General features: G+C 71.6%; 24 protein-coding genes and 1 tRNA gene. 9 read left to right on the forward strand and 16 right to left on the reverse strand.

Translation table 11 applies throughout. From position 1 onward, the window contains the following. Positions 1-122: 122 nt before the first annotated feature. Positions 123-398 carry a hypothetical protein gene (locus IO33_RS50245; protein WP_157857785.1) on the forward strand — a complete coding sequence of 92 codons (276 nt, stop codon included), beginning with the start codon at positions 123-125 and terminating at the stop codon, positions 396-398. 340 nt (positions 399-738) lie between these two features. Next, positions 739-1173, forward strand: coding sequence for a hypothetical protein (locus IO33_RS51640; RefSeq protein WP_063765728.1), 435 nt, complete (start codon positions 739-741; stop codon positions 1171-1173). A 134-nt stretch (positions 1174-1307) separates the two neighbouring features. Here the strand turns inward: IO33_RS51640 and IO33_RS0103340 are convergent, their stop codons facing one another. From IO33_RS0103340 to IO33_RS0103350, 3 genes are all read right to left on the reverse strand, one after another. Continuing rightward, positions 1308-1610, reverse strand: coding sequence for a hypothetical protein (locus tag IO33_RS0103340; protein WP_031159939.1), 303 nt, complete (start codon positions 1608-1610; stop codon positions 1308-1310). A gap of 221 nt (positions 1611-1831) precedes the next feature. Then, a complete protein-coding gene (locus IO33_RS0103345; protein WP_031159942.1) occupies positions 1832-2131 on the reverse strand; it encodes a hypothetical protein in 300 nt (99 codons plus the stop codon). A 266-nt stretch (positions 2132-2397) separates the two neighbouring features. After that, positions 2398-2871, reverse strand: a complete 474-nt coding sequence (locus tag IO33_RS0103350) for a hypothetical protein (RefSeq protein WP_031159945.1) — start codon at positions 2869-2871, stop codon at positions 2398-2400. A 508-nt stretch (positions 2872-3379) separates the two neighbouring features. Between IO33_RS0103350 and IO33_RS0103355 the strand changes: the two genes are divergently transcribed. Beyond that, positions 3380-4159 carry a hypothetical protein gene (locus IO33_RS0103355; protein WP_031159947.1) on the forward strand — a complete coding sequence of 260 codons (780 nt, stop codon included), beginning with the start codon at positions 3380-3382 and terminating at the stop codon, positions 4157-4159. 72 nt (positions 4160-4231) lie between these two features. Then, positions 4232-4507, forward strand: a complete 276-nt coding sequence (locus tag IO33_RS0103360; RefSeq protein WP_031159950.1) for a hypothetical protein — start codon at positions 4232-4234, stop codon at positions 4505-4507. A gap of 256 nt (positions 4508-4763) precedes the next feature. Here IO33_RS0103360 and IO33_RS0103365 read toward each other — a convergent pair. Then, a tRNA-Arg gene (locus IO33_RS0103365) sits at positions 4764-4836 on the reverse strand. A gap of 318 nt (positions 4837-5154) precedes the next feature. On the opposite strand from IO33_RS0103365, the gene IO33_RS0103370 reads away from it, so the two are divergent. The 5 genes from IO33_RS0103370 to IO33_RS0103390 all read left to right on the forward strand — a co-directional run bounded on the left by IO33_RS0103370 (position 5155) and on the right by IO33_RS0103390 (position 13012). After that, the gene (locus tag IO33_RS0103370; RefSeq protein WP_031159953.1) at positions 5155-6765 is read left to right on the forward strand and encodes a dynamin family protein; all 1611 of its coding nucleotides are present in this window, start codon (positions 5155-5157) and stop codon (positions 6763-6765) included. Between the two features lie 1224 nt (positions 6766-7989). After that, positions 7990-9948 (forward strand): GTPase, encoded by a 1959-nt coding sequence (locus IO33_RS0103375; protein ID WP_425347950.1) that lies wholly within the window; start codon positions 7990-7992, stop codon positions 9946-9948. Between the two features lie 311 nt (positions 9949-10259). Then, the gene (locus tag IO33_RS0103380; protein WP_031159958.1) at positions 10260-10739 is read left to right on the forward strand and encodes a single-stranded DNA-binding protein; all 480 of its coding nucleotides are present in this window, start codon (positions 10260-10262) and stop codon (positions 10737-10739) included. A 252-nt stretch (positions 10740-10991) separates the two neighbouring features. After that, entirely contained in the window at positions 10992-12398 is a 1407-nt protein-coding gene (locus IO33_RS0103385; protein ID WP_390982557.1) for a Cys-Gln thioester bond-forming surface protein, read from the forward strand. Between the two features lie 56 nt (positions 12399-12454). Further along, a complete protein-coding gene (locus IO33_RS0103390; protein WP_031159963.1) occupies positions 12455-13012 on the forward strand; it encodes a GNAT family N-acetyltransferase in 558 nt (185 codons plus the stop codon). Positions 13013-13049: 37 nt separating this feature from the next. On the opposite strand, the gene IO33_RS0103395 is transcribed toward IO33_RS0103390, so the two are convergent. From IO33_RS0103395 to IO33_RS0103455, 12 genes are all read right to left on the reverse strand, one after another. Continuing rightward, positions 13050-14363, reverse strand: coding sequence for a cytochrome P450 (locus tag IO33_RS0103395; RefSeq protein WP_245235668.1), 1314 nt, complete (start codon positions 14361-14363; stop codon positions 13050-13052). A gap of 466 nt (positions 14364-14829) precedes the next feature. Then, the gene (locus IO33_RS0103405; RefSeq protein WP_031159967.1) at positions 14830-16110 is read right to left on the reverse strand and encodes a tyrosine-type recombinase/integrase; all 1281 of its coding nucleotides are present in this window, start codon (positions 16108-16110) and stop codon (positions 14830-14832) included. After that, complete coding sequence (locus tag IO33_RS0103410) at positions 16110-16256, reverse strand: helix-turn-helix transcriptional regulator (protein WP_245235673.1); 147 nt, start codon at positions 16254-16256, stop codon at positions 16110-16112. Before IO33_RS0103410 ends, IO33_RS0103405 begins: the two co-directional genes overlap by 1 nt. Positions 16257-16309: 53 nt before the next feature. After that, on the reverse strand, positions 16310-17686 hold the full coding sequence (gene repSA / locus IO33_RS0103415; RefSeq protein ID WP_209438799.1) for a replication initiator protein RepSA: 1377 nt from the start codon (positions 17684-17686) through the stop codon (positions 16310-16312). Positions 17687-17813: 127 nt separating this feature from the next. Beyond that, the gene (locus IO33_RS0103420; RefSeq protein ID WP_031159973.1) at positions 17814-18131 is read right to left on the reverse strand and encodes a hypothetical protein; all 318 of its coding nucleotides are present in this window, start codon (positions 18129-18131) and stop codon (positions 17814-17816) included. 23 nt (positions 18132-18154) lie between these two features. After that, on the reverse strand, positions 18155-18310 hold the full coding sequence (locus IO33_RS49130) for a hypothetical protein (RefSeq protein ID WP_107069211.1): 156 nt from the start codon (positions 18308-18310) through the stop codon (positions 18155-18157). Between the two features lie 12 nt (positions 18311-18322). Next, entirely contained in the window at positions 18323-18514 is a 192-nt protein-coding gene (locus IO33_RS0103430; protein WP_031159976.1) for a mobile element transfer protein, read from the reverse strand. Between the two features lies 1 nt (position 18515). After that, positions 18516-18710 (reverse strand): hypothetical protein, encoded by a 195-nt coding sequence (locus tag IO33_RS0103435; RefSeq protein WP_031159978.1) that lies wholly within the window; start codon positions 18708-18710, stop codon positions 18516-18518. Positions 18711-18731: 21 nt separating this feature from the next. Next, the gene (locus IO33_RS0103440; protein ID WP_031159980.1) at positions 18732-19421 is read right to left on the reverse strand and encodes a DUF2637 domain-containing protein; all 690 of its coding nucleotides are present in this window, start codon (positions 19419-19421) and stop codon (positions 18732-18734) included. Then, the gene (locus IO33_RS0103445) at positions 19421-19612 is read right to left on the reverse strand and encodes a hypothetical protein (RefSeq protein WP_031159982.1); all 192 of its coding nucleotides are present in this window, start codon (positions 19610-19612) and stop codon (positions 19421-19423) included. Before IO33_RS0103445 ends, IO33_RS0103440 begins: the two co-directional genes overlap by 1 nt. An 83-nt stretch (positions 19613-19695) precedes the next feature. Then, on the reverse strand, positions 19696-21054 hold the full coding sequence (locus IO33_RS0103450) for an FtsK/SpoIIIE domain-containing protein (RefSeq protein ID WP_031159984.1): 1359 nt from the start codon (positions 21052-21054) through the stop codon (positions 19696-19698). Positions 21055-21056: 2 nt separating this feature from the next. Then, positions 21057-21413, reverse strand: a complete 357-nt coding sequence (locus IO33_RS0103455; protein ID WP_031159987.1) for an SCO3933 family regulatory protein — start codon at positions 21411-21413, stop codon at positions 21057-21059. Positions 21414-21541: the final 128 nt, after the last annotated feature.

The following is a 21541-nucleotide window of genomic DNA, read 5'->3' on the forward strand; positions in this document are numbered from 1 at the left end:
ATTTCTCGTCGTAATACGACACGACGTGTGGAGAAGATCCCAAATAGCTACGGATTGTGTGTATATGCTCACAGTAAGTAGTCAGGCCAGGGCCTCGCGCCCGGGTAAGAAAGGGTCAAACCATGCGTAAGTTTCAGCGCGCTGCAGTCGTAGCCGCAGCGGTTGCCGGACTGTCCGCCCTTGGCGTCGGCGTCAGCTTCGCCGGCGGTTACGACGAGGCTTCTCAGCAGACTCCTCCGCAGATCAACGCCGTGGCCAACTCCTCGGCCAACGCCGTGGCCACGTGGGGCGGTTACTTCACCCCCCAGCCCGGGGACGGCGGCCACAAGGACACCGCCGCGCCGGAGGAGGGCTACGGCCAGTACTCGGCTCCCTCCGAGGGCGGCCAGCAGCAGTAAGAGGACCACCCAGGTATCGATGCGCACGTGTGAGCGCGCTGCGGTCGTAGCGCATCGACGCCTCTTTGGAGCACGACATGCACATCGCACGAACGAAACGTCCCTGTCCTGGATCAACTCGGATTGTTCGACGGTGTGCTGAGTAATACCCCATGGCGAAGGCAGCCCGGACGCGCGGCAGACACCTCAGGGTGCGCGTCCGGGCTGCGGCCGTGTCGGCGCCGGACGCGACTGACAGCACGTCGAGGCGCCGGGTCCCACGTTCGACTTTCTCCAAGGCCCGGGCGCACGCCGGTCGACGGCGTCGGCACCCGGGCCTCCATGGCAAAGGACGCAGCACATGTTCACTCGGCAGAAGATCGCGACCGTCTCGGGGCTCGTCGGAAGTCTCGCCGTGATCTGCGTCGGCGCCGCGCACGCGCACGCCGATGAACCCAAGAGCGAGTGCAGGAACACCGTTCTGGGTGACACCATCTGCGTGCGCAAGAGCGACACCCACGACGACAAGCACGGCGCCCACGCCCTCAGGCAGATGCGGGACTGCTCGGTCATCGACCGGCCACGCGTGGTGTTTCCCGACGACGATCTGCTGCACGGCGGCACCAGGAACGTCGGGCCGACCGTGGACTGCTCCAACAAGGCGCAACTGCCCAAGGGATTCGAGAAGCCCCGGTTCAAGAAGCCCCGGATCTCGAAGTCGCAGTTCAAGGCCCCGAAGATCAAGGCCCCGCAGATCACGACTCCGAAGATCAGGAAGCCCGACGTCGAGCTCTGAGGCGCGACCAGCGAAATGCCGGACCGGGATCCTCCCGGTCCGGCATTTCGGCTTCATGGCCGCAGGGCCTGCTGGTGACATGGAATTCCCCGGTGCCCCGGCCTGCGGCCGGAACACCGGGGAATGATTCCGACTTACTTTCCGACGCCGTTGTTGCAGCCCATGCTCGAGCCGAGGGACGACTCCTGCGCCCCCGCGTTGCCCTCGCCGTTCAGCAGGTTGCCGCCCAGGCCGTTGGCGATGCCGACCTCGCCGAGAACGTCGGCGTTGCCGTCGTGCGACCTGCAGGTGGTGCTCTGCAGAACGCTGAAGCGGTCGCTGTCGCCGCCCTTGCCGCCTCCCCAGCCGCCTTGGCCGGCGTGAGCGGCGCCGGCGCTCAGGAGTCCGATGCTCCCGAGGGCGGCGACCAGGACGGCTGCCTTGCGGAGCTTGTGCATGTCATCTCCGGTGGGTGATGAAGTGGATGCGATCCGTGACAGATCGACTTCGTACGGTTATGGAGGCTAATAGGAAATAACCAAGGACAATCGACGACGCGCCGAATTCTGAATTGCTGTCACTCTGAATGCCCATACGTCCCCGAAAAGGGACCGGCCCCGAGCCTGAGGCTCGGGGCCGGTATTATTTCCCGCTTTTAGTCGCCTGTGCGACGGTGCGCTCAGAAAGCGCTGTTGTTGCAGCCCATGGTCGAGCCGATGTGGGTCGACTGGGCACCCGGGTCGCCCTCGCCGTTGAGCCCGTTGCCCAGGAGGCCGTTGAGGATGCCGACCTCGCCGAGGACGTCAAGGTTCAGGTCGTGCGACTTGCAGTTGGAGCTCTGCAGGACGCTGAACTTGTCGCCGTGCTCGCCGCCCTTGCCGCCTCCCCAGCCGCCTTGGCCGGCGTGGGCGGTGCCGCTCATGAGCGCGATGCTGCCGACTGCGGCGACCAGGACGGCAGCCTTGCGAAGCTTGTGCATGTCATCTCCGGTGGAGTGAAGTGGGTTGCGATCTGTGACAGATCGACTTCTTACAGTTACGGGAGGTTAATAAGAAATATCCCAAAACGGTCAACGACGCGCCGGTTTGATGATCTCTCGGCAAAAGCACCCGAAAGCCGCAGTGCATGCGAACGGGCCCTTCGGGAGATCTCCGAAGGGCCCGTGCTGGGCGTCGGTGTCCGGCCGTTTCCGGTGTCAGGGCCGCTTGTTCCGGTGGGCGGAGCCGGCCCGAGGCCGGAACGGTCCTAGTGCGCGGTCGCGTTGGCGAGGGCGTTCGACTGCGTGTTGACCTGGCCGCAGTCGATGCCGCGGGTCTCGGAGGCGGCGAGCACGGCGACCGGGACGGCCGCGTTCAGCAGGGACTGCGGGCTGCACTCCTGGGACGGGCGGAAGAGGTTGCTCTGCAGGGCGGAGGAGCCCTCCCCTGGGGTGGCCTGCGGGCTGATCTGCGGGCTGATCGACGGGCTCAGCGTCGGGTTGACCTGCGGGGTGACCTCGGCGCCGTGCTGCGGGGCCTGCTGCGGGGCCCCGTAGCTCTGCGTGCTGGCCTGGGCGGAGGTGGCCGAGGCGGCCTGGGCGTCCAGCTGTGAAACGGGGGGCGGGGCGGCGCCGTTGTAGCCGTTGTAGGCGGGTGCCGCGGCGGAGCTGGGGCCGGCGCCGACGGCGGACAGACCTCCGGCTGCTGCGACGACGAGCGCGACTTGCTGAAGCTTGCGCATGGAACCCTCGGCCCTTCATTGACCTGTGCACGGAACGTATCGAAATACTGAATGACTCGGTGCGGCTGCTGCTTTTCCTGCTGCCTGGGCGGCTGCGATGGACCATCGCTCTGTCCCCGGGGGAACGAAGTAAGTGCGGGTCCGGATACGGGTGTCGGGCCCTGGTCACCCATTTGCCCCAGGGCCGTGCGCGCCTCGGTGCCGCGTCCCCGGTGCCCCTGCGATCCTGACGCGACGCACCCGCCCGTCAATGGCAAATGGGTGACGGAGTTCCGGGTCCCGTGACCGGGGCGGGGGAAAAGTCGTTGCCAGCTGGGAGAGGGCAGCGATCATGAATCACGGGAGAGTAAAAGGGGGTTCGCTGCCGGCTCCTGCGTAAGCCCGCGCGCAGCCCGGGAGTTATTCCTGTAACGGTGCGGTGTGACCATATGAACATCGGGCTGAGCGCACGCGAGACCGCTGAATACAACGGATTTCCCTGTTCAGGTATTGAAGGGCCGAGGGTTCCATGCGCAAGATTCACAAGGCCGCGCTCGTCGTAGCAGCGGCCGGCGGCTTGTCCGCCATCGGCGCCGGCGTCAGCCATGCCGACACTCCCGTCGGGTACGGCGGTGCCGTTCCAGCGCCGGCTCCCGAGTACCCCGCACCCCAGTACGCGGCTCCGGCGCCCGTTCCCCAGTACGCGCCACCGCAGTACGCGGCTCCCCAGTACCCGGCTCCTCAGTACGCTGCGCCCCAGTACCCGCCGGCTCCCCAGTACGCGCCACCGCAGTACGCGGCCCCCCAGCCGAGCGGTCCGCAGGCCTCGGCGGTGGCCAACTCGCGGGGCGTGGCGCAGGTCGCCCCTCCCCAGGCGTACGCCCAGCCGATGATGCCGCCTCCGCCCCCGCCGCCCGCGCCGCCGCAGCAGACCGGTTACGCCGCCGCGGCGGCCACGTCGAACGGCTCCGCGCAGGCCTCCAACTCGCCGTACGCCCCGCAGCAGGTCGCCGCTCCGCAGGTCGCCCCGCAGCAGCCGGCGGCGCAGGTCATGCCCCAGGTCAGCCCGCAGTCCGCGCCGGAGGTGATGCCGCGGGTCGCCCCGCAGGTCGCCGTGCCCCAGACCTTCGGTGCGACGGAGGCCCCGCCGCGGGTCGCCCCCCAGGTGAACCCTCAGGTCAACCCGCAGGTGAACCCGCTCGTCAACCCGCTGGTCGCGGGGGCCGGCACGCCGCAGGTGCCCGGGCTCGGCCTCGGGCAGGTCGCGGCGCCCCCCGTCGGCCAGCTGGGTCTTCCCCGCCTCGGCTGACCGCTCCGTCGCGCTCCGCCGTCCCCTCTCGATCTGCTGCAGATCGCATCCGCCAGACCATTCGGAGAAGTAATGCGCACGTTTCACAAGGCCGTCCTCGTGGGCGCCGTCCTCGGCAGTGTCGGCACCTTCGGTGTCAACCCGGCCTCCGCACACGGCGAGCCGGGCCACGACCTCGACGTCACCCAGGGCATCGAGTGCCGCTCGCACGACATGAACATCGACGTGCTCGGCAGCGTCGGTGCCGTCAACGGCCTGGCCGGCAACCTGCTGAACGGCGAAGGCAACCCGGGCGCGCAGCAGAGCCACCTCGGCGCGGACATGGGCTGTAACAGCCGGGCGCTCTGACGGGCGGCGCCGCACGCCGGAGTTGTACGGCTCCGGCGGCGGACGGACGGCGCCGGATCCTCCCCGCGAACACCGGGGAAGGGTCCGGCGCCTTTCTGTGTGCGGCCGGCTCGCTTCCGCGCGGGGTCTGCGGCCGGCTCGCTTCCGCGTGGGGCCGGCTCGTTTCCGCCTGCGGTGTGCGGCCGTGTCGCACGGTGTGGCCGTCGTATCGCCCGGAACGACGAAAACGCCCTCCCGAAGGAGGGCGGAGCGTGGGCGCCCCCGGCAGGACTCGAACCTGCGGCCAAGCGCTTAGAAGGCGCCTGCTCTATCCACTGAGCTACGGGGGCCTGGTGCGGCCGCGTCCTGGGTGCCCCTGAAGGGCTGATCCCTGACGCTGCCCGGGGACAAGGATAGGGCTCCCGGTTCCTCGACCCCGTCGCTTCGCCTCCGTGCCTCGATGTGGAGGTTCGGTGAAGCGGTCCTGATAATCGCAGGCAGGTGCGATTCGTGCATCGCTTTTGGCCTCCGACGCACCGGGTGTTGTGCACTCGTTATGCCTCGACTGTGCCCGTGTCCCAATGGTTCCTTCCGTCCGTTCTGTCCCCTCGGCGCGCAGACATGTCTATATGCTTCAGAATTCCCCTAAAATTGGGCATTCTTCGCATGTGGTGACCTTGGACGTACGGCCTCAGCTGCTCGACACACTCTCCGCTCTGCGCGACAGTGTCGCCGCCACACGCTTTCCGCTGCCCCTGGCCGGGGCCGCACGCGCGCGTGCCAACCGCGACGAACTCCTCGCGCAGCTCGACGACTATCTCGTGCCCCGCCTGCGAGACCCCGAGGCGCCGTTGCTCGCCGTCGTCGGTGGATCGACCGGCGCGGGCAAGTCGACTCTCGTCAACTCCCTCGTCGGGCGGCGCGTGAGCGAGGCCGGCGTGTTGCGGCCGACAACCCGCACACCGGTCCTCGTCTGCCACCCGGATGATCATCACTGGTTCAGCGGGATGCGCGTCCTCCCCGAGCTCACGCGCGTGTGGGCGCACCAGCAGGATCCCGTCGACGAACTGCTGCTCCCCGACCGTGAGCCCCCCGCGCGCGTGCTGCGCATCGAGACCACCGAAACCGTTCCGCGCGGCCTCGCCCTCCTCGACGCCCCCGACATCGACTCGCTGATCGCCGACAACCGTGTCCTCGCCGCGGAGCTGATCTGCGCCGCCGACATCTGGATCATGGTCACGACGGCGACCCGCTACGCCGACGCCATCCCCTGGCACCTGCTGCGCACCGCCAAGGAGTACGACGCCACCCTCGTCACCGTCCTGGACCGGGTGCCCCACCAGGTGGTCTCCGAGGTCTCCCGGCAGTACGGCGCCCTGCTAGCCAAGGCCGGGCTCGGCGACGTACCCCGCTTCACCGTGCCCGAGCTGCCCGAGTCCGCCTGGGGCGCCGGTCTGCTCCCCGCCACCGCCGTCGCGCCCCTGCGGACCTGGCTGGTCCATCACACACAGGACGCCGCCGCCCGGCAGCACGTGATCGCCCGTACGGTCCACGGCCTCCTCAACTCGCTCACCTCGCGGATGCCCGAGCTGGCCAGCGCCGCCGCCGCCCAGTACGCGGCCTCCCTCCGGCTCACCGGGGCCGTGGAGACCGCCTACGACAGCGAGCACGCGCGCGTGCGCGGCCGGCTGCAGGCCGGCGCCGTACTGGCCGGGGACGCGCTCAAGCGCTGGCGGGCCTTCCCCCTGGACTGCACGCCCGGGGAGCTCCTCGACGCTCTCGTGGAAAGCCTGGGCGCGTTGCTGCTGTGCTCCGTCACCGCCGCCGACGAACGGGTCCACGAGGCCTGGCGCCACGAGCCCGCGGCCGGCGCGCCGGGCCTCGCCGGCCGTGATCACTCCTCGGAGAGCGCCGAGCACCGTATCGGCCTCGCCGTACGGCGCTGGCGGCGCGAGCTGGAGGAGTACGCCGAGGACGAGGTGCGGGTACTGGAGCGCACCTCCGCACCCGACCCCGAGGTCGTCGCCGCCGTCGTCGCCACCTCGCTGCTGGGCGGGCGCCGGACGCGCAACGTGGGCGAGGGGCTCGCCGACAAGCTCGGCGCCCATGGCGCGCTGCGGCTGCGCGACCGGGCGGCACGCCTGCTGGCCGACTGCGTGGACCGGGTCATGCACACCGAACGCGAGCGGCGCCTCGCCCCGCTGGACGCCCTCGGCGTCAACCCCGGGCCCCAGGCCGATCTCATCGCCGCGCTGTCCGTACTGCAGAAGGAGAGGTGACCGGTGACGGCCGCCACCGATCAGGACCACATGGAGCACACCGACCGCACGGCCCGCACCGAGCCCAGCGGTCCTGAGAATGCCGAGGTCAGGAGACCAATGGAGCGTGGCGACCTGCGCGGGGAGCTGCCGACCCCGAGCCCGGGCGGGCCCGGCGACGCCGGCACCGCGCCGCAGGACGGCACCCCCGGGGACCGGACCGGGGACGCGGACAGGGACTTCGCACCGGCCGCCCCGTCGGCGGACGCGGACGAGAACCGGGCCACGGCCGGCGACGACGCGGGCGAGCCCGCGGCGGAGACCAGGGACAGGGACCCCGGCCGGGGCTGGTACGCACGCGCCGCGGGGGAGGAGACGGGCTCAGAGCCACCGTCGCGCGGGGTACCGACGAGACCCGCCGACGAGCGGGACGCGCGCGTGTCGGGGCAGGGGCCGAGCGGGTCTGTGCGGGGCGGCGCCGGGCGTGCCCCGGGGCAGGGGCCGGGCGAGTCGGTGCGGACCGGTGAGGGCGGCGACGGGCCTGCGTCGGAGCACGGGCCGAACGGGTCCGTGCGGGGCGGCGACGGGCACGTGCCGGAGCACGGATCGCGGCGCGGACCGGGCGGCTCCGTGCGGACCGGCGAGGGCGCTGACGGGCGCGCCCCGGGGCACGGGCCGGGCGGGTCTGTGCGGGACGTTGAGGGTGTCGACGGGCGTGTGCCGGGGCACGGGCCGGGCGGGTCTGTGCGGGACGCTGAGGGCGTCGACGGACGTGTGCCGGGGCATGGGCCGGGCAGACCTGCGCGGGGTGGTGAGGGCCCCGACGCGGGCGTCACGGACGAGGCCCCGGACCGGGGCCGGCCTGCCTTCGGCGGGAGTGCCGACGCGGGCGTCAAGGATCAGGGTTCCGACCGGGGCCGGCCTGTTTTCGGCGAGGCTGCTGATGCGGGGGTCAAGGACCAGGCTCCGGACCGGAGCAGGCCCGTCTTCGGCAGGAGTGCCGACGCGGGCGTCAAGGAACAGGGCTCGGGCCGGAGCAGGCCCGTGTTCGGCAAGAGCGCCGATGCGGGCAGGACGGATCAGACTGCCGGCCGGGACAGGCCCGGGCTTCGCAAGAGTGCCGACGTGGGCGCCATGGACGAGGCTTCGGATCGGGGCAGGTCGGTTCTCGGCAAGGGTGCCGACGCGGGTGCCAAGGACGAGGCTCCGGATCGGGGCAGGTCCGTTCTCGGTAGGGGCGCCGACGTGGGTGCCAAGGATCAGGCCCCGGATCGGGGCAGGCCCGTCTCCGGCAAGGGCGCCGACGCGGCCGGTGGTCAGCGCCTGCGCCCGCCGCACCGCACCCCCCGGCAGTCCGGCCCCAGCGACGAGGCGGCTCCCCGGCGCCGCCCCGACCCCGGTCCCGCCGCCGACCCCGGTCCCGGCACCCACGCAGACCCTGGCGCCCACCCGGACCCCGGCCCCGGCCTCGGCCCCGACGCCGACTCCGCGGAGACCTGGGACGACGGCCTGATCGCCCGGCGCGTCACGGACGCCGCAGCCGCCGCGCTCGCCGCCGAACGCGAGAGCGCCACCCGTGCTCTGGGCGGCAACCCGCCCGTCCCGCTGGCGTACGACGGCCCGCTGCGCTCCCGCCTGGACGCCCTGCGCGAACTCGTCGGCCTCTCCCGCGCCCGGCTGGACAAGCGCACCCTCGCCGAGGCCGGCCGGGTCCTGGACGAGGCGGCCGCCCGCCGCAAGCTCTCCGGCCGGCACACCGTCATCGCCATCGCGGGCGCCACGGGCAGCGGCAAGTCGCAGCTGTTCAACGCCCTGGCCGGCGTGGCCATCTCGGAGACCGGGGTACGGCGTCCGACCACCGCCGCCCCCATCGCCTGCAGCTGGAGCGACGGCGCGGCCGGCCTGATCGACCGGCTCGGCATCCCGGGCCGGCTGCGCCGCCGCCCCGTGCACAACCCGGAGACCGAGGCCGAGCTGCGCGGGCTGGTCCTGGTCGACCTGCCCGACCACGACTCCGCCGCCCTGCAGCACCGCGAGCAGGTCGACCGGATCCTGAAGCTGGTCGACGCCGTGATCTGGGTGGTCGACCCCGAGAAGTACGCCGACGCCGTCCTGCACGAGCGCTACCTGCGGCCCCTGGCCGGCCACGCCGAGATCATGTTCGTCGTCCTCAACCAGGTCGACCGGCTGCCCGGGGAGGCCGCCGACCAGGTGCTGGACGACCTGCGGCGGCTGCTGGACGAGGACGGCGTCGCCCTCGGCGAGCACGGCGAACCGGGCGCGACCGTGCTCGCGCTGTCCGCGCTCACCGGCGAGGGCGTCGGCGAACTGCGCGAGGCGCTCGGCCAGTTCGTGGCCGAGCGCGGCGCGGCCGCCCGCCGGGTCGCGGCCGACGTGGACGCCGCCGCGGTCGAACTGCGGCCCGTCTACGCCGCCGAACGGCGGGTCGGCCTCAGCGAGGAGGCACGCGAGGAGTTCGCGGCACGGCTCGCAGACGCGGTGGGCGCCACCGCGGCGGGCGACGCCGCCGAGCGCGCCTGGCTGCGCAACGCCAACCGCGCCTGCGGCACGCCCTGGCTGCGGCTGTGGCGCTGGTACCAGGGCCGCGGCGACTCCACGACGGGCCGGCACGCGGTGCGCGCGCAGGCCGACGAGGAGGCCACGGCACGCCAGCGCGTCGAGCAGGCGGTCCGTACGGTGTCCGACCGCGCCTCGGCCGGACTGCCCGGGCCGTGGGCGCAGGCGGTGCGCGAGGCGGCCGTACGCGGCTCGCAGGGGCTGTCCGAGGCGCTGGACGAGCTGGCGGCACGCGCCGGACTGCCACCGGGACGGCCGCCGCGGCCGGGCTGGTGGCCGGCGGCGGTGCTGGTCCAGGCGGCCATGACCCTGCTGCAGATCGTGGGCGGCCTGTGGCTGGCGGGCCAGATCGCCGGCGTCATGGCGCCCAACCTCGGCGTCCCGGTGCTGCTGATGGTGTGCGGGATCATCGGCGGGCCGCTGGTGGAGTGGGGCTGCCGCATGGCGGCCAGAGGACCGGCCCGGCGCTACGGCCAGGAGGCGGAACGGCGCCTGCGGGAGGCCGCCGCCGGCTGCGGCCGGGCCCGGGTGCTCGACCCGGTCGCGGCGGAGCTGCTGCGCTACCGGGAGGTGCGGGAGCAGTACGGGCGGGTCGCACGGACCGGGCCGGGGGTCCGGGTGGGCTGAGCGGCCGCGGTCGCCGGGGTGACGGCGGTGGCCAGGGAGCGGCTTCACTCGTGCGGGTGGCGGGGTTCTCCACAGGTGGGCGGTCGTCCACAGCGCTCGGCGGGCCCGGCCCGGCGGATGCAGTCTGGGGTCGCGGCGATCGCACGGCAGGTCCGGCCGGAGGGACGGCGGACGCTGGCGGCGATCGGCGGGACGCGCGGGCACGTACGGCGGTCGTACGTGCCGGCGCGGCAGACGCAGCCGTACGGGACGGGCCCGTACGCGTGTCCGCCCGGCCGTGACGGGCCTGGGCGGCGGAGGGGAGCGAGGACATGAACGAGACGATCGTCTGCGTGGTGGGCAACGTGGCGACCCAGCCGGTGTACCGGGAGCAGTCGACGGGTCCGTCGGCCCGGTTCCGGCTCGCGGTGACCGCGCGCTACTGGGACCGGGAGAAGAGCGTCTGGACGGACGGGCACACCAACTTCTTCACGGTGTGGGCGGGCCGCCAGCTCGCGGTCAACGTGGCCGCGAGCGTGGAGGTGGGCCAGCCGGTCGTCGTTCAGGGCCGGCTGAAGGTGCGCACGGAGACGCGCGAGGGGCAACAGCAGTGGACCTCCGCCGACATCGACGCCGTGGCGATCGGCCACGACCTCGCCCGGGGCACGGCCGCCTTCCAGCGCGCGGCCAAACCGGAGTCGCCTGCCACGGCGACCCGGCCGGAGCCGAACTGGGAGACACCTCCCAGGCCCGCCCGTACACGGGACGATGACGCGGCCCAACAGGTGCCGGAGCCAGCAGCCGTGACATGACGTCAGCGCGCACCCGGCCGCCGGTCACCCGGTGGCCGAACTCCCCGTACGAACGGGTGGATTTGTCGATATGCCCAGCTCATGGACGGTCCGGCGATAACGATTACGGATCGGATCGCCCATCGGATCATCCGACCGGCAGGACAGGCTCCGCCTGATCCATAGGATGCCGGGCGTGCCCCTAGGGGCTGCCGATTCTGCTGGTGGGACCGTCCCCCCACGTCCAACGGGTCCTGCTCGAAGGGGAATTCTGTGCTTGCTGCGTTCTCTGGGTTCCGCCGTTCCACCGGAGCGGCCCGTCTGGCCGCCGCCGCGACGGCGTCCGGTCTGATGGCGGCCGGTGTGCTGTCCGGGGCCGGCAGGGCCGAGGCCGACGAGACACCGCAGACCCAGGGCGGGGCGACGGCCACGATCAACGGTCTGAAGACCTTCGGCGAGGCCGTGATCCACGAGGACGGCGGCGACCAGCGTGTGGAGGCCGGCCTGTTCGAGATGTCCGTGGACGGCGGCGGCACCCTGCAGACGTACTGCGTCGACCTGCACAACCCCACCCAGCGCGACGCCCGCTACCAGGAGACGCCCTGGAGCGGCACCTCGCTGGGCGCCAACAAGGACGCCGGCAAGATCCGCTGGATCCTGCAGCACTCCTACCCCCAGGTCAACGACCTCGCCGCGCTCGCCCGCCAGGCGGGCGTCGGCGCCCTGACCGAGCAGGACGCGGCGGCCGGCACCCAGGTCGCCATCTGGCGTTACTCCGACGGCGCGAAGGTCGACGCCGTCGACCCGCAGGCCGAGAAGCTCGCCGACTACCTGCACAAGAGTGCCCGTGGCCTCGGTGAACCACAGGCCTCGCTCACCCTGGACCCGCCCGCGGTCTCCGGCCGGCCGGGCGGCCTGCTCGGACCGGTGACCGTGCACACCAATGCGGGCACGGTCGCGGTGAGTCCGCCGGCGGACGCGGCCACCAGCGGGGTGCGGATCATCGACAAGACGGGCAAGGCGATCACGTCCGCGCAGGACGGCAGCAGGCTGTACTTCCGCATCCCCGCCGACGCGTCGGCCGGCACGGCCCAGCTGACCGTGCAGGGCTCGACCACCGTGCCCGTGGGCCGTGCCTTCGCCTCCGACAGCCGCAGCCAGACCCAGATCCTGGCCGGCTCCAGCGAGTCCACGGTCTCGGCGACCGCGACCGCCACCTGGGCGGCCGAGGGTGCCATACCGGAGCTGTCGGCCCGTAAGGACTGCGCCCGCAGCGGCGTGGACGTCATCGCGGCCAACAAGGGCGACAAGCCCTTCACCTTCCAGCTGATGGGCGCGGAGCACACCGTCCCCGCGGGTGCCTCCCGCACAGTGACCGTCCCGCTCCAGGAGGACCAGGCCTACGACTTCACGATCACCGGGCCGCACGGCTTCAGCCACCGCTTCACCGGCGTCCTCGACTGCCGCACCCAGGGCGCGATCACGACCCGGACGACCCGGACCCGCAACGAGCCCAGCCCGGCCACGGTGAGCGGCGGCACCACCGCACCCGGCCCCGACCTCGCCACCACGGGCGGCTCGGCGATCACCCCCCTGATCGCCGGCGTGGCCATCGGGTTCGTGGTGATCGGCGGGGCGGTACTGGTGGTGCTCCGCAAGCGGGAGCAGCCGGGCGACTGACGGAGCCTCGGCGCGCCTCTCGGTCTCGCGCGCACGGCGGCGTGATCAAATGGCGCATGGCATCGTCCTGGACCGGTCATCGGGTACGCCTGCGCGCTGTCGAGCCCGACGACTGGACCGTGTTCATGCGCTTCGCCGACGATGACGGGCGGCGAGGGCGCCGGCTGGATCTGCCCCGGTCGGCCGAGAGCTACCGCGCGTGGGCGAAGGAGCAGGCCGTTGCCGAGTGCGATGACGACCGCTTCCTGTTGGCGGTCGAAACGACGGTCACGGCAGAGCTGGTCGGCACAGTCGGCTCACATCGCACCGGCCCTCGTTCAGGCTGGTTCGAGTGTGATGTCACGATCGGGGCTGACCACCGGCGCAAGGGCTACGCGGCAGAAGCCGTGGTGCTGCTGCTGCGCTTCATGTTCGCCGAGCGGCGCTACCACAAATGCCTGGCAGCGGTCTTCGCCCACAACGAGGCGTCGCTGGCGCTTTTCCGCGGGCTCGGCTTCACCGAGGAGGGGCGCCTGCGGGAACACGTCTTCTTCGCCGGCCGGTACCACGACCTCGTCATGATGGGCATGCTCGCCGACGAGTTCGACCAGCGGCACGCCCTGAGCGAACCATGAGGATCCATGCCCGCTGTTCGCGGGCGGAGGCGGGCTGTCACGGAAAGCGGGACCGCTCTCGGCTGCGCGAGGTGGCACGCAGGCGCAAGCCGACGGGGGCGAGACCTTCGAGGGTGGTGACCTGGTGGCTGGGCTCGGGTCCGGGCGGCTCGCTCAAGTGGTAGCGGCGGGCGGTCTGCGCGGTGAGGAGCGTCAGCATCGCCATGGCCAGCGCCTCTCCCTCGCAGCCGTGCGGCCCGGTGCCGAAGGAGAGGAAGGCCCCGGGTTTCGTCGGCGAGCCCGAACCGTCGAGCCAGCGTTCGGGCTGGAACTGGTCCGGCTCGGAGTGTTCCCGTGCGTCGCGGTGGGCGGTGTAGGGGCAGACGAGAACGGTGGACCCGGCGTCGATGGTGTAGCCGGCGAGCTCGGTCTGTCGCGTGGTGCGCCGGGTCAGCAGCCAGCTCGGGGGGTGCAGTCGGAGCACCTCGCGTACCAGTGCCTGGGTGTAGTGCAGCCTGTCGAGGTGGGTGCTGGTCGTCGCGGCCGGGTCCGCGGGCAGCAAGGCGGCTTCGGCTGCGACGCGGTCCGCTGCCTGGGGGTGCCGGGCCAGGGCGAGAAGGATCCATCCGGCCGCTCGGGAAGGTGTCTCGAAGGTGGCGACGGTGATTCCGGGGAGAGTGTCGAGGACGGCCTCTTCCGGCAGGAGGCCGTGGCGGGAGGAGGGCCGGAGCATCTGTCCCAGCACGTCGTCACCGAGCCGGCCCGATGAACGGCGCCGGCGGACGATGGGCCGCAGAGCGTTGGTGAAGGCGACTTGCTGCCGTGTGCGGAACCGCCGTGCCGGTGTGGGAATCCAGCGCGGCCACACCCAGCGCGAGGGGCGTACGAGCACCTCCCGGGCCAGGAAGAGCTGTGAGGCGTGGGGCAGCAGGGTGGGAGCGTCTTCGGAGAAGAGGTAGCGCACGCCGACCTCGGCAAGGGTGTGCCGGACCAGGGGCAGAACGTCGACGTCCTCGCCCACGGGCCACCGGCCGGCGAATCGAGCGGTCCCGGGCGCAATCTCACCGATCCGGGCCGCGACCGCCTGGGGGCGCAGTCCCCGCATGCGGGCGGCGTGTGCGTGCACACGCTCCTCGGGCGTCGGTGCTCCGCTCGACCGCTTCAACGGCGGGAAGAGCGGCGAAGGCGCCTTGGGGAAGTCCCGCGCACGACACAGGACTTCTTCACACGGCCCGGCCGTAGCGGCTACGTAGACGCCCGGCTCCAGCTGCCAGACGTCCCCGCACTCGTCAGCGCCACGGCGCGCCATCGCCAGCCGGTCGCGGCTCCAGGACGCGAAGCCGCCTTCGGGCAACCGCGGCGGCTCGTTCATCCGGCCCATGAGACCGTCCCCGACTCTCGCGACGTGGCCAGGCCGATGTCGTCGGCCGCGTGGCCGGGAGCCGGCGGGCGCCCGGGGGCGCCCGCCGGTATCGCGGTCAGCCTCAGTCGCCGGCGTACGCATCCCATTCGTGGGCCCCGTACGCACCGTAGTGGCGCGTGAAGGACAGCATGCCGAGCAGCTTGGCGATCATCTTGCACTCCTCTCGCCTGTCTTCAGCACCAGGTGCCACACAAGCAATGTTGCCACAGGTGGCGTATGTGTGGTAAGGGGAATCGGCTGCCCGGGTCGAGGTTCGAACGGCCTGCGTCGTCCGCGGTAAAACACCAGGTCAGAGCCGCCCGAGCTAACGGGTTTCCGCCCAGGGGTGGCCGTACGGCAAGATGGGGTGTTACTTGCCACGGGAGGGTACGAAAGGGCCCCTCACCAGCAGGTTTCCCGCCGATGAGGGGCCGTCTCAGGCAGCCTGGGCCGTCTCTGGGCCGTCGTCCGTCTTCGGGCCGTCGTGAGCGTGACCGGCCGCCCGATACATCGCGGAGATGGCCTTCCGGGTCCGGGTCTCGCTGGACGGCATCAGGTGCGTGTAGACGCGGAGGGTGAACCCCGGGTCGCTGTGTCCGAGGTAGAGGCTCAGGGCCTTGATGTTCTCCCCGGCGTCCAGGAGGACCGAGGCGTAGAAGTGGCGGAGGGCGTGCATGCCGTGCTCGCGGGCGGCTGCATAGCGCTGACCCTTCTCCGGGGTCGGGATGATGCCGGCCGAGGCCAGCGCAGGCTTCCATGCCTGGTCGTTGAACCCCTGGCTCCAGATGGCGGCGCCGATGCTGCTTGTGAAGACGAGGCGGTGTGTGATCTTCGGACCGGTCGGTGTAAGCCAGGGCAAGGTCACCTCGACCGGCGGGAAGCGCTCCATATGCTCGCGGAGGGCCGCCGATACCTCGGGGTCGAGGGGGACGTCACGGAGCTTGCCGCGCTTCGGCGGAGCGAAGACGAGCGTGCCGCGAACCTTCTTCACCTGTTGGCGGACGTACAGCCAGCCGAGGTCTCCGATGTTGTCGACGGCCAGGCCGAAGATCTCGCCCTGTCGCAGCCCGCATCCCGCGCCGAGGTCGACCATGGCCATATAGCGCTCGGGGAGGCCAGCCCGTACGCCGAAGACCTGTTCAGCAGACCACGGGTGCACGCGTGTCGGCGTGGGACGGGGCGCCTTGACCGATCGGGCCCGGCAAGGATTCGAGGCCAGCAGGCGGTCATCTACGGCCGCGTTCAGTACGGAGGAGACGGCGTCGAAGATGAGGCGCCGGTACTGGGCTGACGCCACGGCGTCTTCGAGGTGGCGGTTCCAGTCGCGGATGTGCTCGGGCTGGAACGAGCCGATGGGGCGGGTGCCGAGGTAGGGCAGAGCGTGCAAGCGCAGTCGGCCCTCGACGGCAGCCCGGCTCGTCAGATCGGTCGTGAGCGACGCGAGCCAGCGATCCGTGTACTCCCGGAACGTTGTCCGGGCCGCTTGCGGATCGATGTACTGCCCGCGCGCCATGTCGGCTTCGATGTTGGTCAGCCACTTCTCGGCCAACCTCTTCTGCTTGTCAGGGAAGCTCTTGGACTTCTCTGTGCCATCCGGGCCGATGTAGCGGGCCCGGTAGCGCATGCCGGTGCCGTAGCGCTCGGTCTTTACCCTGTGAGGCTTGCCGTCCGCGCCGACCTCGGTCCTGTACCAGCGGTCCTGAACGTGTCCGGCCATCAGGCGGCCTCCCCCAGCTGGGTGTCCACCCAGGCCCGCACATCGGTCGGGTCGAAGCGGAGATGCCGACCGACGCGGAAGCCGCGCGGACCGGTGTGCTTGCGGCGCCACTGGTAGATCGTCTCGACACTGGGGAGTTCGAACATCTCGACCAGGTCCTCAGGGGTCAGGAACCGGGTCGGAAGCTTTGCTGCCACGGTCAGACCTCCCTTTCGGCGTTCAGCTGGCCGGCAAGGACGTCCCGGGCGGTCTCGCGGTTGGTTTGGAGGTCGCGGGCGATGGTTGCGGCGAGGGCGGCTTCACCCGGGGTGTGGCCGTGGCCGGCGTACTGCCAGTCCGCCAGGACGAGGACGGTGTCCGGCTCGCGGTCGTCGAGGCCGAGGACGGCTGCCTCCTGGGCGGCGCGGAAGTCGGCGCGGTCCTGGCGGAGGGCGCCGAGGGTCGTGGAGTAGCTGCGCGACTTGGACGAGAAGTGCCCGCGGAACCCGAGCATGTGGGCCCAGGCCCAGAGGCGGCGGTCCGGGTACAGACTGTCCAGGTCGCGGCAGGCGGTGATGAGCCGCCGGGTGTGGTCGGGGACCTGGTGGCGGTCGAGTTCGGCGAGTTCGCCGATACGACGGTCCAGGGTGCCGGTGTTCTCGGCGGCCTTGGTCGCGTACTTGGCGACGTAGGAGGCGACGGCCTGTTCGGTGATGTCGGAGCCGTCGCCGAAGGCCTTGACCGGGCGGACGTCGAGCTGGCGACCCCAGCGGAAGGTGCGGGCGGGCTCGTCACCGGCAGCGGGGACCGAGACGGAGGTGTACGAGTGCTCTGCGGCGGCCTGGAGTGCGTCCGTGAGGAGGCCGACGGTGGCCCAGGCGGGCGGAGGCGTCCCGGGCCCCTCCGGGCCGTCGAGCCGTACGACGGCATGGAAGTGCAGGGCACCACGCTTCTGGAACTCGGCGACCTTGCCGTACGAAACGCGAAGGTGGTCGGCCAGTTCCCGGCGAGGCAGGCCGGCGCGGGCGGCGAGTTCGCGGCGGAGTCGCGTGGTGAAGCGCTGCCAGAGCTGACCGGCGTGGTTGTTGAACAGCACAGCGCCCGCGTAGTCGTAACTCTCCGGATCGAGAGCGGTGCCCAGCTCAGGGGCGTCGGGCGCGTGCGGGGTGCCGCAGCGGCAGGAGCCGTGGTCGGGACGGTTGTGGACCGAGCCGAACGAGGGGGCCGTGAGGGTGGCGAATACGCGCGGGTGATCGCGGACGGTGGCGGGGACGTCGCGGCGGTCGTCTCCGGCCAGTCCGGCGCGGATCAGGTGGTACGTGTCGCCCGCGTAGGTCCAGGCGCAGGACGGGCAGCGGGAGGCTCGACGGTTGCCGCAGGCGAGGCGGAGGCGTCCGCCCGGCTCGTTCTCAGTGGAGTAGTGGTGCAGGGTCTCGCCGCTGGTCTTGTCTTTGTGGAGGACCCAGCCGGTGAGGTGGATCGGGTCGGAGCAGCCACCGGTGCGGCGGATCTGGTCTTCCCACCGGGCGTAGTCGGAGGCCGAGGCCACTCGGAGTACGCCCCCGAGGGCGATCGGGTCGAGCAGCGTGTTCGGCATGGGCGCCCTCGGTGTCGCGGGTGAGGCGCGGTGGGCCATGCTTGGGTTTCCTTCCGGTTGCGAGATCGGTGAGGGACGGCGCCCGGGCGGCGGATGCTTGGCGGTATCGAGGCCGCCCGGGGGCCGGTCAGCGACGCTTGGCGTCGGATGCGAGCAGGGAGCGCAGGACGACCGCGCAGACGGCGACCGAAGCACCGGTGATGGCGACCGCCAGGAGCAGCGAGACCAGGACGGCACCGAGGACCAGGACGACGGCCGTGCCGCCGCCGACGAGGGCGAGTGCGGTGCCGGGGGTGAGCTGGACCGTGGGCCGGGACGGCGCCGGAGTCGGCTGGACGGCCGGCGGAGTCTCTGCGCGCCGGGTGATGGTGGTCGCCTCGATGACGGCGGGCGGGGTGGTGAGGCCCGTCGGCAGGGGCATGGTGGGGATCTTCGGGCGGAACATGGGTGGTCTCCTCTCGCGGTGGGCTACTTGACGAGGGCGTTGATGGCCGGGGCGAGGACGCTGTCGGCGAGGAGGAAGCCGCCCAGCAGGAGTACGGCGATGAGCCAGGCGGGCGGGCGGATGAGCTTGACGCCGAGGTAGCCGACGACGAGCAGCGCGAACCAGAGCGGGACCTGCATCGCGGTGACCTCCTAGCGGATGCGGCAGCGGTGGGTGCGGGCGGCCAGCTGGGCCGCGGACTGAGTGGAGTAGTCGGAGGACCAGCCGCAGCCGTCGGAGGTGCACACGGCAGCGTGTTTGGTCTGGCCGTGGCGGTTGCGGTGCGTGCCGATCTGCACCGGGCCGATGCGCATCACGGAGTGGAAGTGGTCACGAGCGGGCATGTCAGTCGGTCTCCTCTCGGGTCGTGGCCGGGGCGGGGAAGCCGGCGCGGATACCGGCGGCGGTGGCCGGGTCGGCGGTGAGGCGGGCGGCTTCCTCGGCGAGCAGGTGGGCGAGGAAGGGGCGGTCGGCGGCGGCCATCTCGCGGGCGCCGTCGAGGTAGTCGGAGGCGGTCAGGTCTGCCGGGTCGTGGGTCACCGGGTCTGCCTCTCTCGCTGATCAGGTGAGGTGGGCCGCGATGGCGTCGGCAAGGTGGGGCGGGACGCCCATGCGGGAGCGCAAGGTGTCCGTGTCGATCGGGGCACCGGTACGGGCTCGGTACTCGTCCGCGACCTTGCGGGCGTGGTCGACCAGGACGGCAGGAACTGGAGGAGCGGGAGCCGGAGGAGCGGGAGCCGGGGCCGGGGATGCGGGGGCCGCGTCAGGCTCGGGCGCGGGCTCAGTTGCCGATGCGGGTTCGGTATCCGGGACCGGCTGCTCCACCGGAGACACGACCTCCTCCACGTCCACGGCGGATGCCGGCGGCACCGGCCCCGACTCCGCAGGCGACGAGTGCGCGAGGAGCGTTCCGCCGAGGAAGGCGAGCGCGGGCCATCCAGCGATGCCGAGGCGGAGCAGGGCGGGCGGGTCGGCCAGGTCCAGGAACCCGGCCGTGGCGACGTTGGCGCCGAGCGAGGCGAACAGCGCGACGACGAACCAGCACCAGGCCAGCCGAGACGGGCCCTCACTGCGCAGGCGTCGCCAGGCGGCGACCAGGAGCAGATCGACACTGACCGGGTAGGCCCACGCCTTCCAGCCGGTCTGTCCGGCAGCGGCGGCGAGGTCGTGCAGGTGGGCGAAGGACAGGGCACCGGCGATGACGGCCTGAACGAGGACCGCGTCGACCCGGAGACCGTGACGGGCACCCATCAGAAGTCACCAGGCCAGTCGGGGTCGTAGGCGGACGGGAACGTACCCGGCGGCGGCTCGGGCAGGGAGACGGCGAGGGAGGCGCTGACGTCTTCCACGAAGTCGAGGTCGGCGCCGGCGGTCTCGGCGTACAAGGCGAGCTGGCCGAGGAGGAGCAGGGTCCGGGCGAAGTCCTCGCAGTTCGGGCACACGGCGGGATCTCCTTTCTCTGGGCATGGCGGGGTAGGGATCTGGCGCGAAGGCGGTCACGCCGACCGGGGGGATCCGAGAGAGATCAGCCTGTTGCTGAGGAAGCAGCCTTCGCCAGCGATGTGGGAGCGGGGGCGGAGGCGGAGAGGACGGGCCGGAACGAGGCCAGTTCGGGCAGGTCCGGCGTCCGGTCGGCGTGCCGGTTGCAGATGTTCACGGCCTGCCGGAGCGAGGTGTGCGGGGCGCGGATGCGGTGCCAGCCTCCGGAGGAGTCGCCCGAGATGGCGAGCCCGCGCATCTCGGCCGGGATCTGGATGGCGGCGAGGACGGCGTCCGGGGCGATGTCGCCGAAGGCCATGTTGGCGGAGGTCTCGTCGTTGACGCGGTGGGCGGTACGGCCGCTGAGCTGGGCACGGAGCATGGTGATGCCCTTGCCGAGTTCGGAGCCGAAGCGCTGTCCGCAGATTTCGAGGTATATGCCGGCCGCGCGGCCGAGCTGAGCGAGGCGGACCAGTGCGGTGATGATGCGGTCTCGGCGCTTTTCCTCCTCCTTGGTGGTGAACAGGGCGAGTTCGGCGACCTCGTCGATCAGGACCACGACCGGGACCGGGCGCAGGTGATCGGGCAGGTCCCAGATGTCGGCGGCGATCTCCGCATCGGGAACATCGGCGGCGATCCGCTGCTGAGCCCGGATGACCTGATAGATCCCCTCCATCCGGACCACGAGCGCATCGAGTACGTCGGCGGCGGTGTCGGGATCGTCGGCCAGCGCGGAGAACCGGCGGGCCAGCGGGAACAGTTCCACCCCCTGCTTGCAGTCGATGCCGACGAGAGCGACGTCCATCGGGGCGAGTCCGGCCACCAGGTTGCGTTGGTAGACGGACTTGCCGGACTCCGTGGCGCCGAGGGTGAGGGCGTGGGGTATCGCCCGGTAGTCGCGGTAGTGCACCGAGCCGTCCTGCCGCAGGGCGACCGGCACCCGCATCGGCCTGGTGTCCGTCTCGGCCGGCATCTGGACGCGCTTCAGCACGTCGTAGCCGGTCATCCGCACCTCTACGACGCCGGAGCGCAGCTCCCGCGAGGTGACGCCGTACATCGCGAACGAGTGCCGGAGCCGGTCCGAGGCGGCGGCGACGTCGAAGGCGTCCTGCCCAGGGCGGAGTCTGAGCCGCAGGACCAGGCCGGTACGAGTGGGCCGCATCCGCAGGATCCGAGGGGCCCGGAACTCCGGCGTCGGCCGGTTGGTGGCACGGGCGAGAGCGAGTCGCCATCGCGCGGGCGGGACGGTCAACCCGCACGCGTCCATGACCGAGCCGTACCGGACCAGGACCCGCACCACGGCCAGCGTGACCCCGAAGGTCAACCAGTACCAGGCGGGGCGCCGCCACCGCAGGAGACCCACGGCGACGGCGACCAACACCAGAGCGACCGTTAAGGCGGTCATGATCAGGCCGCCTTTGGTCCTGCGACGGCGTCGGCGAGCGAGGTGACCGCGACCGCGCGGAACGCGATGCCGTGCCGCCTCTGGCCGTTGAAGTCGTTCTCCCAGGGCCGGGCCATCAGGCCGGTGAGCGCGACCGGGGTGCCCATGGCCAGCTCGCCGGTGACGCCGGGTTCCGGAACGGTGATGGAGAGGATCTCCACCTCCTCGTTCGCCGCGAACATCACGTCGACCGTCATCAAAGGCGCACCGGTCTCGACGTCCGTGGCAATCTCCCCGGTACGGCGGTCACGCACCTTGGGCTGCGGGGGCTTGGCGACCATCACGACCGCGCCGGAGGTGTCGACGGGGATCTGACGCATAGCGATCACTCCTCTATAGATGATGAACTCCGTCACTCATGTACATGAGTGACATGAAGAAGAGTGCCCCACTCCTGTACATGAGTCAACCCGCCGCGAAGAAGAACTCACGACGGGTTGTGGAGAGT

Origin of the sequence: Streptomyces durhamensis (genome assembly GCF_000725475.1) — a bacterium.
GTDB classification, from domain to species: Bacteria; Actinomycetota; Actinomycetes; order Streptomycetales; family Streptomycetaceae; genus Streptomyces; species Streptomyces filipinensis.